14 protein-coding genes are annotated in these 14,968 nt (G+C 46.9%); 4 read left to right on the top strand and 10 right to left on the bottom strand.

Going from position 1 to position 14,968, the window contains the following annotated elements:
- Window positions 1–114 precede the first annotated feature (114 nt).
- Together H6F44_RS09580 and nadB are read right to left on the bottom strand one after the other, a co-directional pair.
- Window positions 115–948, bottom strand: a complete 834-nt coding sequence (locus H6F44_RS09580; protein WP_190350732.1) for an Npun_R2479 family HD domain-containing metalloprotein — start codon at window positions 946–948, stop codon at window positions 115–117.
- Entirely contained in the window at window positions 924–2,561 is a 1,638-nt protein-coding gene (nadB, locus tag H6F44_RS09575) for an L-aspartate oxidase (protein WP_190350731.1), read from the bottom strand. Before nadB ends, H6F44_RS09580 begins: the two co-directional genes overlap by 25 nt.
- A 168-nt stretch (window positions 2,562–2,729) precedes the next feature.
- Here nadB and H6F44_RS09570 point away from each other — a divergent pair, with 168 nt between their 5' ends.
- From H6F44_RS09570 to H6F44_RS09555, 4 genes are all read left to right on the top strand, one after another.
- On the top strand, window positions 2,730–3,776 hold the full coding sequence (locus tag H6F44_RS09570; protein WP_242016514.1) for a DUF3326 domain-containing protein: 1,047 nt from the start codon (window positions 2,730–2,732) through the stop codon (window positions 3,774–3,776).
- Window positions 3,777–3,972: 196 nt separating this feature from the next.
- Window positions 3,973–5,124: a type III polyketide synthase gene (locus H6F44_RS09565; protein WP_190350730.1), complete on the top strand. Its 1,152-nt coding sequence runs from the start codon at window positions 3,973–3,975 to the stop codon at window positions 5,122–5,124.
- A gap of 73 nt (window positions 5,125–5,197) precedes the next feature.
- Complete coding sequence (locus H6F44_RS09560) at window positions 5,198–5,932, top strand: methyltransferase domain-containing protein (RefSeq protein WP_190350729.1); 735 nt, start codon at window positions 5,198–5,200, stop codon at window positions 5,930–5,932.
- A 61-nt stretch (window positions 5,933–5,993) separates the two neighbouring features.
- Window positions 5,994–6,764, top strand: coding sequence for a WecB/TagA/CpsF family glycosyltransferase (locus H6F44_RS09555; RefSeq protein WP_190350728.1), 771 nt, complete (start codon window positions 5,994–5,996; stop codon window positions 6,762–6,764).
- 30 nt (window positions 6,765–6,794) lie between these two features.
- Here H6F44_RS09555 and purM read toward each other — a convergent pair whose 3' ends face one another.
- The 8 genes from purM to gshB all read right to left on the bottom strand — a co-directional run bounded on the left by purM (window position 6,795) and on the right by gshB (window position 14,630).
- Window positions 6,795–7,826 carry a phosphoribosylformylglycinamidine cyclo-ligase gene (gene purM / locus H6F44_RS09550; protein ID WP_190350727.1) on the bottom strand — a complete coding sequence of 344 codons (1,032 nt, stop codon included), beginning with the start codon at window positions 7,824–7,826 and terminating at the stop codon, window positions 6,795–6,797.
- Between the two features lie 23 nt (window positions 7,827–7,849).
- Window positions 7,850–8,650 (bottom strand): pyrroline-5-carboxylate reductase, encoded by an 801-nt coding sequence (gene proC, locus H6F44_RS09545; protein ID WP_190350726.1) that lies wholly within the window; start codon window positions 8,648–8,650, stop codon window positions 7,850–7,852.
- A 45-nt stretch (window positions 8,651–8,695) separates the two neighbouring features.
- Window positions 8,696–9,280, bottom strand: a complete 585-nt coding sequence (locus H6F44_RS09540) for a cell division protein SepF (RefSeq protein WP_190350725.1) — start codon at window positions 9,278–9,280, stop codon at window positions 8,696–8,698.
- A 456-nt stretch (window positions 9,281–9,736) separates the two neighbouring features.
- On the bottom strand, window positions 9,737–10,891 hold the full coding sequence (locus tag H6F44_RS09535) for an iron-containing alcohol dehydrogenase (RefSeq protein ID WP_190350724.1): 1,155 nt from the start codon (window positions 10,889–10,891) through the stop codon (window positions 9,737–9,739).
- Window positions 10,892–11,073: 182 nt separating this feature from the next.
- Window positions 11,074–11,544, bottom strand: coding sequence for a hypothetical protein (locus tag H6F44_RS09530; RefSeq protein WP_190350723.1), 471 nt, complete (start codon window positions 11,542–11,544; stop codon window positions 11,074–11,076).
- A gap of 77 nt (window positions 11,545–11,621) precedes the next feature.
- Window positions 11,622–12,917, bottom strand: coding sequence for a homoserine dehydrogenase (locus tag H6F44_RS09525; protein ID WP_190350758.1), 1,296 nt, complete (start codon window positions 12,915–12,917; stop codon window positions 11,622–11,624).
- A gap of 280 nt (window positions 12,918–13,197) precedes the next feature.
- Window positions 13,198–13,539, bottom strand: coding sequence for a DUF1830 domain-containing protein (locus H6F44_RS09520; protein WP_190350722.1), 342 nt, complete (start codon window positions 13,537–13,539; stop codon window positions 13,198–13,200).
- 113 nt (window positions 13,540–13,652) lie between these two features.
- Complete coding sequence (gene gshB, locus H6F44_RS09515) at window positions 13,653–14,630, bottom strand: glutathione synthase (protein WP_190350721.1); 978 nt, start codon at window positions 14,628–14,630, stop codon at window positions 13,653–13,655.
- Window positions 14,631–14,968: the final 338 nt, after the last annotated feature.

The following is a 14,968-nucleotide window of genomic DNA, read 5'->3' as shown; positions in this document are numbered from 1 at the left end:
AAGATAGGAACAGAATGCTCAAATTTTTTTTGATTGCTCTTACAACATCAAACAGGCTTGATCGGACGTAATACTGTCACAGTAATGATCATAGGTTTGCTGCTTAGATTTTGTTCACTCAGCTTTTTCATGCTCAATGACAAATACATTGGAGTAGAGGTGCGCGACAATCTCTTGTCCCTGTTGCGTCAGCGATAGGTAATACAGAGCATCCTTGACATAGGGATATACGCTTGTCCAATAAAATTTAGGATAGTTACGGCGCAAATCACCAGGGTGGGCATAGCCTAGTGCCGCATTTACCCCTGTTTCTTCAAATTCATAGAAAAGTGCGCCAATTTTTTTGAGATAGCGTGGGTCGCTCAGTTGCCCAATCAGGTCAGCCGATCGCACCAAACCTGCAAAGTGGGTCGTATCTTGATGATCACCCGTCTTCGGCACAGGGAAACGGGTAAGTTCGATATTGCGGCAGATTTTTTCAGCCTTGATCAAGGAATGATTGGCAAAGCGTTGATTGACGAATAGCTTAGCGCGATCGACATGGTAAGGCGTAAGTCCTGCATCCGAAGCCCCCGCAGGCAGCTCTACCATTCCATCACCGATACCTGTGGCATATTTGCCATTGCCATCTTGCAGACATACGCCCTTAACATAGCCAATATCGTGACAAACGAGGGAAATAATGTAATGCAGCCAATCATCAGCAGAGACGCGCCCTTCGCGAATATGTTTGCCGCGCAGGATCTCCTGACCGACTAGAGTTACCAAAATCGTATGCTCAACATTGTGATAGAGCGCATCACTATTAGCAATATTTTCCAGAGCCATATTGCCCGCCCAAGCAATGATATCTTCATAGTCGTGGAGATATCCACCATAGGTGCGCCGATAGCCGATCTTGAGTTGTTCGACAAAGTTATTGATCAGGAGTTCGGTTGCATTAAACATATTTCTTCACTTTTAATAATTGTATGTGCCTGCCATAGCCGATCTCTTTCTGGACAGTCTAGACGATAATGAGCGCCGCGACTTTCGGTACGGAAAAGCGCCGATCGCATTAGTAGATAAGCATAGTCGGCAAGGTTTCGGGTTTCGATACTAATACGTGACACGGGGAGTGATGATTGGTGGAGTTGCGCTAGTTGCGATCGCCACTGGTTGATTTGCGTAAGGGCATTTTCTAGCTCGGTCTGAGTTCGACAAATACCTGCGGCTTGCCAAGTGAGGTTTTGAATGTTGGCTTTTATGGTAGCGAATGTTTTTAGGGATTGGGGATTGGGGATTGGTAATTGGGGATTGGTAATTGGGGATTGGTAATTCGTAATTCGTAATTCGTAATTCGTAATTGGGGATTGGGGATTGGTAATTGGGGATTGGCAGACTTTTTGGGCTAGGCGTTCGCCAAATACAAAGCATTCTAATAGGGAGTTGCTGGCTAGGCGGTTTGCACCATGTACGCCTGTGCTGGCGGTTTCGCCAACTGCATATAGCCCTGCGATTGAGGTGGCTCCATAGGAGTCGGTGACAATGCCTCCCATGCAGTAATGGGCGGCGGGGGTGACAGGTATGGGAGCGGAGAGGATATCAATCTGCCAATCTTGACATATTTTAATGATATTGGGAAAACGATAGGCGATGCGATCGCGGGGAATTGGTTGTAGGTCTAGAAAGACCGTTGGCTCTTTGGTGGTTTGTAAATGCTTGAAAATGGCACGGCTGACCACATCTCTGGGGGCGAGTTCCCCTTGAGGATGGTACTGAAAGGCAAAGCGATCGCCGCGATGATCGATCAAATGCGCCCCTTCGCCACGCACTGCTTCACTGATCAAAAATCTGGGGGCATTGGGCAATGCTAAGGCGGTGGGATGAAACTGCACAAATTCGAGATCGCGGATGGTTGCCCCCGCTCGCCAAGCGATCGCCACGCCATCACCAGTACTTGACATCGGATTTGTATTTTGCGAAAAAACTTGAGCGCCGCCGCCTGTGGCAAGTACAACTATGGGGGCAACTAAGCAATAAACTTCAGGGCTATGGGTTGATGCACAAAATATGCCTGTACATTTGCCTTGCTCTAGATACAGATCCAACACAAGAGTGTTGACCAGTACCTGAATTTGTGGGCTTTGCAAAACGGCGGCGGCTAGCTTAGAAACTAGCGCCCGTCCTGTGGTATCGGCGGAATGCAACACTCGCCTCTGGGAATGGGCAGCCTCTAGGGTAAGGGCAAGTTTGCCTTCGGCAGTCCGATCAAATTCCACGCCCAGAGCAACTAGTTTGGCAATTTGACGGGGAGCTGATCGCACCAAAATATCAACGGCTTGCGGTTCGCATAGCCCCGCCCCTGCAATCAAGGTATCCTTGCCGTGATATTCGGGCGTATCTTCTTCCGCAATGACGGCAGCGATTCCTCCCTGCGCCCAATCACTCGCAGATGTGGAAAGTTGATCTTTGGTCACTAGGGCAATTCGCCAATTTGGTGCTAGTTCCGTCAGGCAAAGGGCAGTATAGAGTCCAGCAGCACCACTGCCAACGATCAGAGCATCAAATTGTTGTGGCATTTTTTAGTCAGTATTCAGGCTTTAAGTATTGCCGATAAATTTTAACAAATGTGAGTAGGAAATCCCGCAGTCTATCTATTTATAGGATGCGCTGTGGGCAAACAAACGAGAGAATAAATAATAACTTGCGCGTAAATTGCGCGTAAATTGCGCGTAAATTGAGCGAACATGAATTTTAAAGTCCCTATGCTATCTTTTAACGTCTTGTTACTAGTGCCGACAGGCATCAATGCCGCCATTGGTGGTTATGCGGGGGATGCGCTGCCTGTGGCAAGGACGATCGCCTCAATCGCAGACCATCTAATTACCCACCCCAATGTTTTAAACGGTGCAAGCTTATATTGGTCTATGCCCAATATTTTATATACCGAAGGCTATGCCCTTGATCGTATGGCAAGGGGAGATTGGGGATTGCGCCCTATGCGGTCTAATCGTATTGGGGTAATTTTCGATCGCGGTATGGAGCCAGATTTGGAATTGCGCCATCGTCAGGCGATCGCCGCCGCCCAAGCAACATTAGGTCTAAATATTGCGGATATATTGATTACCGATCAGCCCCTTGGGGTGGAGCTGCGTTCGGGGGATTCGGGGGCGGCATGGGGAACGATCGCCAATCTCGATAGTTTGTTACGCGCTGCGGCGAAGTTGATTGAGGTTGCTCAGGTGCAGGCGATCGCCGTTGTGGCGAGATTTCCCGATGATGGCGATCGTGAGGCATTGCAAAACTATCGCCAAGGTAAGGGGGTGGATGCTCTTGCAGGGGCAGAAGCCGTGATTAGCCATGCGATCGTCCGTGAATTTGGCATTCCCTGCGCCCATGCCCCAGCGCTGCAACCCTTACCCCTCGATCCAACGGTGTCTCCCCGTGCGGCGGCGGAGGAGCTAGGCTATACATTTCTGCCCTCCGTCTTAGTGGGCTTAAGCCGCGCCCCGCAGATTATCCGCGATCGCCATTTATTTAAGCCCGATGACATCACCGCCGATGATATTGCCGCGATCGTCACTCCCTACAGTGCCTGTGGAGGGGCAGGTTTACTGGCTCTCAATGCCCTATCCCTTGGGCATCATATTTTTGTCAAGGAGAATCAAACCACCCTCAATGTCACCCCTGAAATGTTGGGTTTAAAGGGGCTAATAGCTGATAACTATTGGGAAGCGATCGGTTTGCTTGCCGCCCTTAAAGCAGGTGTTAATCCGCAATCACTAAGGATTTGATTTCTTATAAAGGTTAGGACTTTTCCGCAAAATAGCCACAGGTAAGGTCAACCCATGAATTGACCCTACGCTAGAATCAGAATCTCTAAACATTGCCAATCGGCAATAAGACGATCTATCCTAGCCCTCACTACAAACGTCCGCAAGTTAGGGCGGGAAATCGCCTCCTACAGCAGCCCATCCTATCCAAAATTTAATGCACACAGTTTTAGAAGCGATCGCCACTGCTAACCCGCCTTATTGCCTTACTCAGTCGCAAGCAGCAGCGTTTATGCTCAAAAGCGAGGGTCTATCTGGATCTATCAAAAATCGTATCCCTGCGCTCTATGCTAATTCTGGCATTGATTATCGCTATACCTGCCTACCCGACTATGGCGGCGAACTTGCCAGTTTTGAACTCTATCCGCCAAATTGGGCGCTAACCCCTACCCCCAGCACCTTTGAGCGCAATCAAAAATATAATTTCTATGCACCAAAGTTATCTTGCCAAGCAGCACAGCAGGCGATCGCAGAGGCAAAGCTGCAACCTGAACATATCACCCATTTAATTGTGGTTAGCTGTACGGGGTTCGCCGCGCCTGGGGTTGATTTTTATTTGATCAAACATTTGGGACTGTCACCTACGATCGCGAGAACGATGCTCGGCTTCATGGGTTGTCATGCCGCATTCAATGGGCTGCGAATTGCCGATGCCATCTGTCAGAGCGATGCCAATGCCAAGGTCTTGTTGGTATGTGTGGAATTATGCACCCTGCATTTTCAAGTCGCTAATAGTTTGGAGAATACAATTATCAATGCAATTTTTGCCGATGGAGCCGCCGCCGCCATCTTGATGGCGCAGACTGAAGCTCAAGGTAAGCTGGTTTATCAAGGGGGGGATAGTCAATGGATTGTAGATACACCTGATTTGATGAATTGGACGGTGGGTAATACAGGCTTTTTGATGAATCTGTCGGCACAAATTCCTCATGTTTTGGCAGCCCATTTGCCTAACTATGTAGAATCCATGTTAAACCGCCATCAGCTCCAATTATCAGATTTAGACTTTTGGGCAGTTCACCCAGGGGGAAGGCGCATCGTGGATAAAATTCAAGCAGTTTTTGAGCTTAGTGATCGCCAAGTAGCTGACTCCTATGGGGTTTTGCGAGATTATGGCAATATGAGCTCACCAACTATTTTATTTATTCTCAAACGTATTCTTAAAGGTATTCTTAACAGCGATGCAGATGGTAATTCTCCATTAGGCTCCCTCGCTAATCCATCAAATTCATCATCTCATAGGGGGTTAGCGATCGCCTTTGGTCCTGGTCTATCAATTGAGAGTTGTTTATTTTCCATATTGAATTAAGAAAGCCGCCATTGCTCAATTAACAACTCTTTTTATCAACTCTTTCTGTCAAATCTTTTTGTGCTAAAAACCTATGCCTTCATTCCAAATTCGTACCGATCAAGATGAACTAATGGATGATTTTTCTATTCAAGATCATCGCCTTACCGAAGCTCTCGAACAATTACGCCCCGTCAATCAATTTCTTGGTGGCTATGCCACAACGATGGCAGCGATCGCCCCATTCCTCAAATCCCATGCCAATCAAACCATTCGCATTCTCGATATTGGTACAGGCATTGGCGACTTTCCTGAATATATTGTGCGTTGGGCAGCAGCACAATCGCCCCCCATTGATGTGGAAATTACAGCGATCGATGCCAATCCTGTCACTGTTGCCTATGCTCAATCGACCTTGCAAAAGCGCTTAGCCCCCGAATTACTGACAAAAATTAAATTAGAAGTTGTCGATGCCTTGGCTTTACCCTATGCCGATCATCAGTTTGATTTGGCGATCGCCGCCATGTTTTTGCACCACTTTGCCCATGACAATGCTGTCCAGATTGTGCGATCGATGCAGCGTGTGGCAAGTCAAGGGATTTTGATCAATGACCTCCATCGTCATCCCCTTGCTTACTATGGTATCTATGCCCTCACCCGCATTTTGCCAGCCGTGCAGATGGTGCGTCACGATGCGCCATTGTCTGTGCTGCGCGGATTTACCCATAGCGACTTAGCAAAGATTGCCACGGATGCCGCTCTGTCTGAATTTTCATTAAATTGGCGCTATGCTTTTCGCTGGCTATTAAGCACGATCTCAAGAAATTGAAAGCACAATGGACTCGCTGTGTCTATAGTTTTCCTTTACTGACTAATTTAAGGTTTTTCAAATGTTTCAAAGTGATCTATGTACAAGGGATGTAATTGAGATTCCCGTAAATATTACAACCTTTGATCAACAAACTGAGCAAATAACCTCATGGGCAGAGCGGCGACATCACAAAATGGTCTGTGTTGCCAATGTGCATATGCTGGTGGAAGGTTGGCGCGATCCTGAATTTGCCAATATCCTCAAAAATGCCGATCTCCTTGTTCCTGAAGGGATGCCCCTAGTGTGGATGTTGAACCTGATGGGACTAGATTACATCAAGCGCGTGGGCGGCATGGAGCTTTTTCTAGCCTGCTGTCAGAAGGCATCGGCGGCACAAATTAGTATTTTTTTGTTGGGAACAGAGCCAGAAATATTAACGAAAATACACCAACATCTCGCCCAAGATTTCCCCGATCTTAAGGTTGCGGGGATGTATGCACCGCCTTTTGCGCCCATCTCTAAGGATCTGGATCTGGAACTTGTGCAAACCATTAATGACAGTGGTGCAGGGATCGTATTTGTGGCGTTGGGCTGTCCTAAGCAGGAAAAATGGATGGCATTATACCGCGATCGCCTGCAAGCGGTTTTAATTGGTGTAGGTGCAGTATTCCCGATTTATGCGGGGATCATGAAGCAAGCCCCCGAATTTATGCGGAATGCTGGTCTAGCATGGCTGTTTCGCCTTGGGCAGGAGCCAAAGCGGTTATGGCTCCGCTACCTTAGCACCAACCCTATTTTCATGTATTTGGCACTAAAACAAATTATTTCGGGCAAACTCAAAAAAGATTAAGAGCGCGGCTCTGTCACGCTGTCAAATGTACTAAACAAAAATCAGCGATCGCTCACCCGCAACTACCTGACCAATGCGATCAGTCGTCAAGCCTTGACCTTGAAAGTAGGCGATCGCCGCCGCCGCTTTTGGGGGATCAACCACCACAGCCATACCGATCCCCATATTAAAAGTATTAAACATATCCATTTCAGGCACATCGCCTTGCGCTTGCAACCATTGGAATACGGCGGGGATCTGCCAGCTATGGCGCATTACTTCTACCGCTTGACCTGCACCCAGACAACGGGGCAGATTTTCAGGCAGTCCGCCGCCCGTGATATGCGCTAAACCATGAATCCCTAAATCAGCCTTGAGCGCCGCCAATACAGGCTGCACATAAAGTTGAGTCGGCCGGAGAAATACTTCGGCAAGGGTCAAATCGGCGGTTTCGGGGGAAATATTTAACTTGTCGCCCCATTGATAGCCCCTAGTTTCAATAATCTTGCGAACAAGGCTATAGCCATTGCTATGAATGCCTGAACTCGCCAATCCTAAAACTACATCGCCAATATTGACCTGTGTGCCATTGAGCATTTCCGACTTTTCGGCGATCGCCACACAGAAGCCTGCTGCATCATATTCCCCCACCCCATAAAACCCTGGCATCTCCGCCGTTTCGCCGCCCAACAAAGCACAACCCGCCATTTGGCAACCATCGGCAATGCCCTTGACCACTTCTGCCAGTTGATCGGGTTCGAGTTTGCCTGTCGCCAAATAATCTAGAAAAAATAAAGGCTCTGCGCCAGAGGTCAAGACATCATTTACACACATTGCCACAAGGTCAATACCGATGGTGTCATGTTTGTTAGCAATTTGGGCGATTTTTAATTTTGTACCAACGCCATCTGTACCTGAAACGAGAACGGGCTGTCGATAACCTGTGGGCAATTCAAAGCACCCCCCAAAACCGCCAAGATCGCCTAATACCCCTAGACGATAGGTTCTGGCGACGGAATCGCGAATTTTTTCCACGAAAGTGCGACCTGCTTCGATGTCTACACCCGCTTGACGATAATCCAAAACTACTAACTCCCTATATTTTTTTAATTTGAACTTCCCAATTCTTCAGCCCGACGAGTTGCTGTCAGCACTGCCTCGATCATCGCGGAACGTAAGCCCGCCTTTTCTAACTGGGCGATCGCTGCGATGGTTGTTCCCGCAGGGCTAGTAACTTGATCCTTTAATTGGGCGGGATGTAATTTAGTTGTGGTCAATAATTGCGCTGTGCCTAAAACCGTTTGGGTGGCAAGCTGTAAAGCGATCGCCCTTGGCAATCCAGCCGCCACACCGCCATCCGCCATTGCCTCGACCATCAGCGCCACATAGGCAGGACCCGATCCTGATAAACCCGTAACTGCATTCATTAAAGATTCAGCCACCTCCACCACCATCCCCACCGACGCAAAAATTGCGCGGACGCGATCGCGTTGAATATCGGTGACTAAAGAATTGGGCGCGATCGCCGTTACACCCGCACCAACCTGAGCAGGTGTATTCGGCATTGCTCTAACGATCGCTTTGTCTGGGAAAATTCCGCCTAGCTGTGCCAAGGTAACACCCGCTAAAATCGAAACGATACAAGGGGCTGGAGCATCAGTAAGACTCAGCGCCAACCCTTTGAGCGATTGAGGTTTCACCGCCAACAGCATGATCTCCGCTTCAGCAGCTACTAAATTATTAGCTGTTACCTGCACTCCATACTTTGCAGCCAGCAACTCACGACGCTCTAGCATCGGATCACTGACGCATACATCCTTAGGTTGGTAGATATTATTGGCAATCAAGCAAGACAAAATTGCCTCGCCCATAACTCCGCCACCAACAATTCCAAGTTTAGATTTCAAAATTTAGCGTATCTATGTTCCTAATTGAATAAATTGTTAGACAAGCTATTGAGCAAAGCGGCTAACAGGTGCTTCAGCAGCCCATGCTGGCGAAGGAGCGGCAGTCGGACGGACTACGCGGGGCTGGGGCATAGGCGCTTCATTGAGGACAGTTGACTGAGATGTAACCTGTACACAAGAAGGAGCAAATAAGAAGATGCTATCGCCAATACGTTCTTGATGACCATCTAGGGCATAGGTTCCACCTGCCACAAAATCAACAGCACGTTGCGCTTGATCGGGGTCCATCATGGTGAGGTTGAGAACGACAGATTTGCGTTCGCGTAATGCTTGAATTGCTTGGGGCATTTCTTCAAAACTGCGAGGCTCCATTACCATCACCTGAGAAATGCCATTAGCAGCCCCAGGCATACCAATTACATTGCCCATTTCTGACGTAGATCTAAGAGCTACTGGACGTTCACGGCTACGGCGGGGGGCTGGCTCTTCTGGCTCTGGAGCGATCGCGCCATTTTCCTCTTGATAAATATCTTGATACTCGCGGCTGTTGGACTCATCGTACTCATATTCGTACTCTTGTTGACCCTCAGACAACCCAACAAAATCCTTTAGCTTAGTAAAAATTCCCATCGTAATTAACTCCTAGTGTTTACTCCTCTGTGCTTTGTCATGGCTGGTTCAGCTTACTAAGCCTACAAAGCCAAAATCTTGTTTTAGACCAGATGAGGAGTGCAATCTATCTAAAATAATCTACATAGGGTCTAAATAGACAACATTGTTGCCTTGTTTAGATACTTGAGATTTCTGAATTTGTCAATAGTTTGCCAGTAAAAGTTGCTAATAATACCTAAATCAGTATTGACAATTTACCGACAAAATATTTACTCGCAGACTTTAACCGATAACTGTGCAAAAAGCTAGATATGGCTGTTAAATTTTTTTGGATGTAATTTTGGATGTAATTTTGGATGTAATTAGCGAGGCGAAATAATAGACTTAGCAAGCCGAGACAAGAAACAGCAATATTGCTGTCAATATTGACAGAGGCTAACACTTGGCGGTGGTACTTGCTAAGCCGCTAAGTCCCTAAGCGCAAAGGGTTAAAACTTGCTCAACCACCTTAGGCGTAACATCACGATGTTCGCCTAGAGCCGTAAAGCCACGCTTTTCAAAACGATCAATGATTGGCGCAATTGTGTCTAGACCTACGCCATAATCTGATAGCTTGGTGCGAACACCCACAGCCTCAAAAAACTCACGGGTCTTTGCGATCGCCCGCTCAATTCTTAAATCTGCATCGCCATCGACTAAGTTCCAAACGCGCTCCGCATATTGCAATAACTTCTCGCGCTTGCGATCGCGTTGAATAGTCAGCATATTTGGCAGCACGATCGCCAAGGTTTGAGCATGATCGATGCCATGCAAAGCCGTCAACTCATGCCCAATCATATGAGTTGCCCAATCTTGCGGCACACCCACACCGATCAAACCATTGAGTGCCATAGTCGCGCACCACATCACATTTGCCCTTGCTTGATAGTCATTGAGATTGGCTAGGGTTTTGGGTCCCTCCTCAATCAGCGTCAACAAAATTGACTCCGCCATCCGATCTTGCAATGGCGCATTGACAGGATAGGTGAGATACTGCTCCATCACATGGGTATAGGCATCGACAATGCCATTGCTGACTTGGCGCGGCGGCAACGAGAAGGTTGTTTCAGGATCAAGTACCGAAAACTTAGGAAATACTAAAGGACTGGAGAAATAGAGCTTTTCTTGGGTTGCCGCCTTCGTTACCACAGCATTAGTATTCATCTCGGAACCAGTCGCAGGCAAGGTCAGCACTGCGCCAAAGGGAATTGCGGCTTTGACAGGAACTTGTTGCGCCAAGATATTCCAAGGATCGCCTTCAAAGGGAACTGCTGCGGCAATAAATTTCGTGCCATCAACGACAGAGCCACCGCCCACCGCTAAGATAAAGTCGATCCCTTCCTTCCGAATTAGCTCGACTGCTTTAAGCAATGTCTCCAAATGAGGATTCGCTTCGATGCCGCCAAATTCAAGAAACGTCTTTCCTGCGAGTGCAGCAATTACTTGCTCATACACGCCGTTTTTTTTGATGCTGCCGCCACCATAGGTAATTAAGATTTTGGCATTCGCAGGAATTTCTGAGGCAATATTGGCAATTTGTCCTTTGCCAAATAGGATTTTGACAGGATTATAAAAGTTAAAGTTTTCCATATTTTTTTCCTAATTAAGGATATGCGTAGTTTTTTAGCAGCGCTTTGCATTATTTTTCATTATTCAGAGGATGCGTGACGGCACTAAGTACCGAGACTCATTCTCTAGATTTGATGTTTACAAAGTTGGTAACAAATGTATTTTAACCATTGGCTTCTGAATCTTTGCGGTCTGTTGATCAACTAGCTGACAGCGCAACTGCGTAAAATTATGCCGATAACTATGCCCAAGCCTGTGAAACGGACAACTTGCCAGAAGGGTTCACTAAAACTACTCCAAGACAATAAGCGACTCTCGATTTCTGCCTCTATCTGTTCGAGGCGATCGCGAATTTCTAATAACTGCCGATGAATTTCGTCTATACGGGGGGGTAGCGGAGCAGAGTTTGGGACATGTTTAGAATTAGGTTTACGGCGGATTTTTGATTGTTGATGGGTTGGCTGACTAGATTGATTTTGAGCTAGGTTATGAGCATCGCTACTGGTTTGCAAATCTTGCAGTTCTGCCTTTAACTGTTCCTGTTGTTGCAATAAATCTTGTTTGGCGATCGCCCCTTGACTCACTTGTTGCAAACGTTGCTCAACGCTATGCAATAGTTCTTTTACCTCTTGCAATTGTGTTTCTAAATCACTCCAGTCAGCAATGTCCGCCATCATCTTCCTATGTCGTTCTATGTCTTTATGTTTTTAATCCAAAGGTAAAAGCCTCATGAAGCAACGCTTTTAGCCATTTATAACACTCGTAATATGGTGGGAATGCTATGCAAAGTTGGTAAATCGCGAATAGCGGCGATCGCCTGTTGAAAATTCAACTCGCTGACCTGTTGCGTTACCACCACAATTTCGGCTAAGCCATCGTGAATCGTGTTTTTTTGCAAAATTGCCTTTAAACTAACTTGGTGTTTACCAAAAGCATTGCCAAGATCGCCAATTACCCCTGGCTGATCGTGGGTGACTAGCCTCGCGTAAAACTGGGTTACGGTATTGGCAATGGGCGCAATTTCGGCATAATGCTCATGGGAGCAGCCCATCAACTGATTAATGTTATTGGGGATAGCTTTCAAAGCTGCCACAATATTGATGATATCGGCAACAACCGCACTAGCTGTTGCTCCTGAGCCAGCCCCAGGCCCTGAAAATACCACTTCTCCGATGGGATCGCCTTCAATGCGAACCGCATTTGTTACCCCATGAATATTGGCTAGGGGATGTTGCAGTGGGATCATCGTGGGATGGACACGAATTTCCAGTGGGCTATCTTCTTGAGTTACATCTCTTTTGGCGATCCCCAAGAGCTTAATCGTAAATCCTAGCTCCTTGGCATAGCCAATATCAGCACTGGTGATGGCACGAATTCCTTCTCGATAGATATCTTCTAGTTTGACGCGATCGCCAAAGGCTAAACTCGCCAAGATTGCCATTTTGTCCGCCGCATCATAGCCATCGACATCTGCCGTTGGGTCGGCTTCAGCATAGCCTAGCTTTTGTGCTTCGGCGAGGGTTGCCTCAAAATCAGCGCCTTCAAAATACATCCGACTTAAAATATAGTTGGTTGTGCCATTGACAATCCCCGTCAACTCACTGATGCGATTGCCCCCCAAGCTTTGCTTGAGTGCCTGAATTACAGGAATACCACCACAAGCGGCAGCTTCTAACATTACATATACGCCTTTTTGTTTTGCTGCGGTAAAGATTTCATTGCCATATCTGGCAATTACGGCTTTGTTGGCGGTAACGATGTGCTTACCATTGGCGATCGCCTTTAAAATTAAACTTTTGGCTGGTTCGATCCCACCGATCACTTCAACGATAATATCAATTTCAGGATCATTAACAATTGAGTCCAAATCGTCCGTGACTATATCAGAGGAGATCGCCACATCTCTGGCTTTAGTCAGCGATCGTACCCCGACATGGGTAATTTGCAGATCAGGTAACAGAGGATGCCGACCTTTGGGGTTTTGCAAAATTTTGACAACCCCTGCGCCAACTGTACCCAAGCCAAGGAGTCCAACTTTATATGTCACTTTATTCGTCACTTTATTCGCCACAGTCTTAATTTATGCTGATTTTGTAATGTGGCTGTAGTCACTTAGGTGAGGACAAGTCAAAAAGCAAGAAGCAATTAGCGGCACTTTGCGCCGCCACGCATCTTCTAGATTTGTGTCCTAATAAGACTGGCTACAGCTACTATGTTCTCTCTATTGTAGTTTTTTTGGGATGATCCCGATCCACAATCAAAAAAAAAGGGGATGATCGTAATGAGTGTGATCATCCCCTTTTCATAGTTATTACCCAGCGCTATATTTATCTCAGAGCGGCAATGGCATTAATCTTCGGTAAGTTAATATGAAGCTCGGCATCATCGGCGACTAGCTGGGAGCATGGAATTGTGTCGGTAAAAATCAGACTAAATGCCGAACACTCGTAGATTTCTAGTAAGTCGTTTGCTGCGGCGACAAACTCAAGATATTGATTGGGCATGAGCGATCGCTCAATAAATGCTTTACTAGGCTTAGATATACGCACGATCTGCACAACATCACTTGAATTGTGGTATCCACAAATTATCTGCTGAAATTGGTTTTCTAGTTTTTCTAAACTTTGAGCATTGATTTCTTGTGATTGCACCAACAATTTTTTAAACATTATATATAACCTTTTATAACCTTTGCAGAGCCGCTAAGCTTGCCAATTAATGATCCCAGAGTAGGGGATCGTCTCATGGCTGACGGTGATATAGCGCACATATTCCAAGTTTCTTAAGCTTTGGGATCGCTAAGTTTTGACATCAACCAATCCATTACCCGATCGCCCAAGGAAACCCGATCAAGGCGATCGATCTCACGTACCCCCGTGGGACTAGTAACATTGACTTCGGTGAGATAGCCGCCAATCACATCGATCCCTACAAATATCAAACCATCCCGTTTGAGGGTAGGGGCAAGCTGTTGACAAATTTCCAACTCGCGCTCGGTAATGTCAACTTGGGCTGCACTGCCACCTGCCGCCATATTGCCGCGAAACTCTCCCGATTTTGGCACACGATTCACTGCGCCTATGGGTTCGCCATCAAGAAGAATGATGCGCTTGTCACCCTGTTGGGCAGCAGGCAGATATTCCTGCACCATTACAGGGGTTTTGCCAATGTTCGTGCTGATTTCGATCAGTGAGTTAAGGTTGCGATCGCCTGTTTCTAAAAAGAGGATGCCTTCCCCACCCTTGCCGCCGAGGGGTTTCATCACCGCCCTGCCCTGCTGTGCCAAAAATTCTTGAATTACGCCCTTATCGGCAGACACGATCGTTTGGGGAATTGCCTTAGTAAATTGCAGTGCGTACATTTTCTCATTAGCAGCGCGGATGCCTTGCGGGGAATTGATTACCCGCGTCTTGACAGGATCAATATAATCAAGAATATAAGTGGCATAGAGATATTCAGTGGTGACGGGGGGATCAGGACGCATCCACACAAATTGCATAAATTCTAAAGGCTGAAACTCACCTGCCCCAACTTGATACCAAGGCTGTGGCACTTGCCATTTACCATCCACAAGTGGCATCGGCAAGATCTCTGTTGGCTGCAACCAAGCCCATGCCTTGCCATCCTTGATACTCAAGCTATTCATGTTTGTGATAAATACTGCATAACCCTTACGACAGGCAGCTTCCATGAGCGCCACACTAGTATCATGGGCAGGATCAAGCTTGGCGATGGGATCAATAATGAATGCGAGTTTCATAGTTAGTAAAAAGTATGTGGATACAGCCTATTGAGGCTTTGAGGCTTACAGAGAAATATTTAAACCCTCTGCGGATCAAAATTTGCAAAAGTTGCTCTGGGTTGTAATTCAGTGCAAATCGTTGTAGAACTTCGCACCATCTACATACTAAAGCCAATACTCAAGCGATCGCTGCCTCAGAAACCGTGAGTTTGACATAAGAAGCCGTTGGCAAAGTTTCTAAGGACACATTGCCTCCTTACTTTTCCCGTTAAGTATGAATTTGAGCAAGAAGCCAGCCCTGACAAAGTTCGCGTAAATTAGACCAGCCACGCCAGAGGACTTGAATACCAATGGGA

This window comes from Pseudanabaena cinerea FACHB-1277, from assembly GCF_014696345.1.
Classification (GTDB): Bacteria; Cyanobacteriota; Cyanobacteriia; order Pseudanabaenales; family Pseudanabaenaceae; genus Pseudanabaena; species Pseudanabaena cinerea.
Note: the sequence above shows the minus strand (reverse complement) of the source record. Positions and strands in the feature narration are given on the sequence as shown.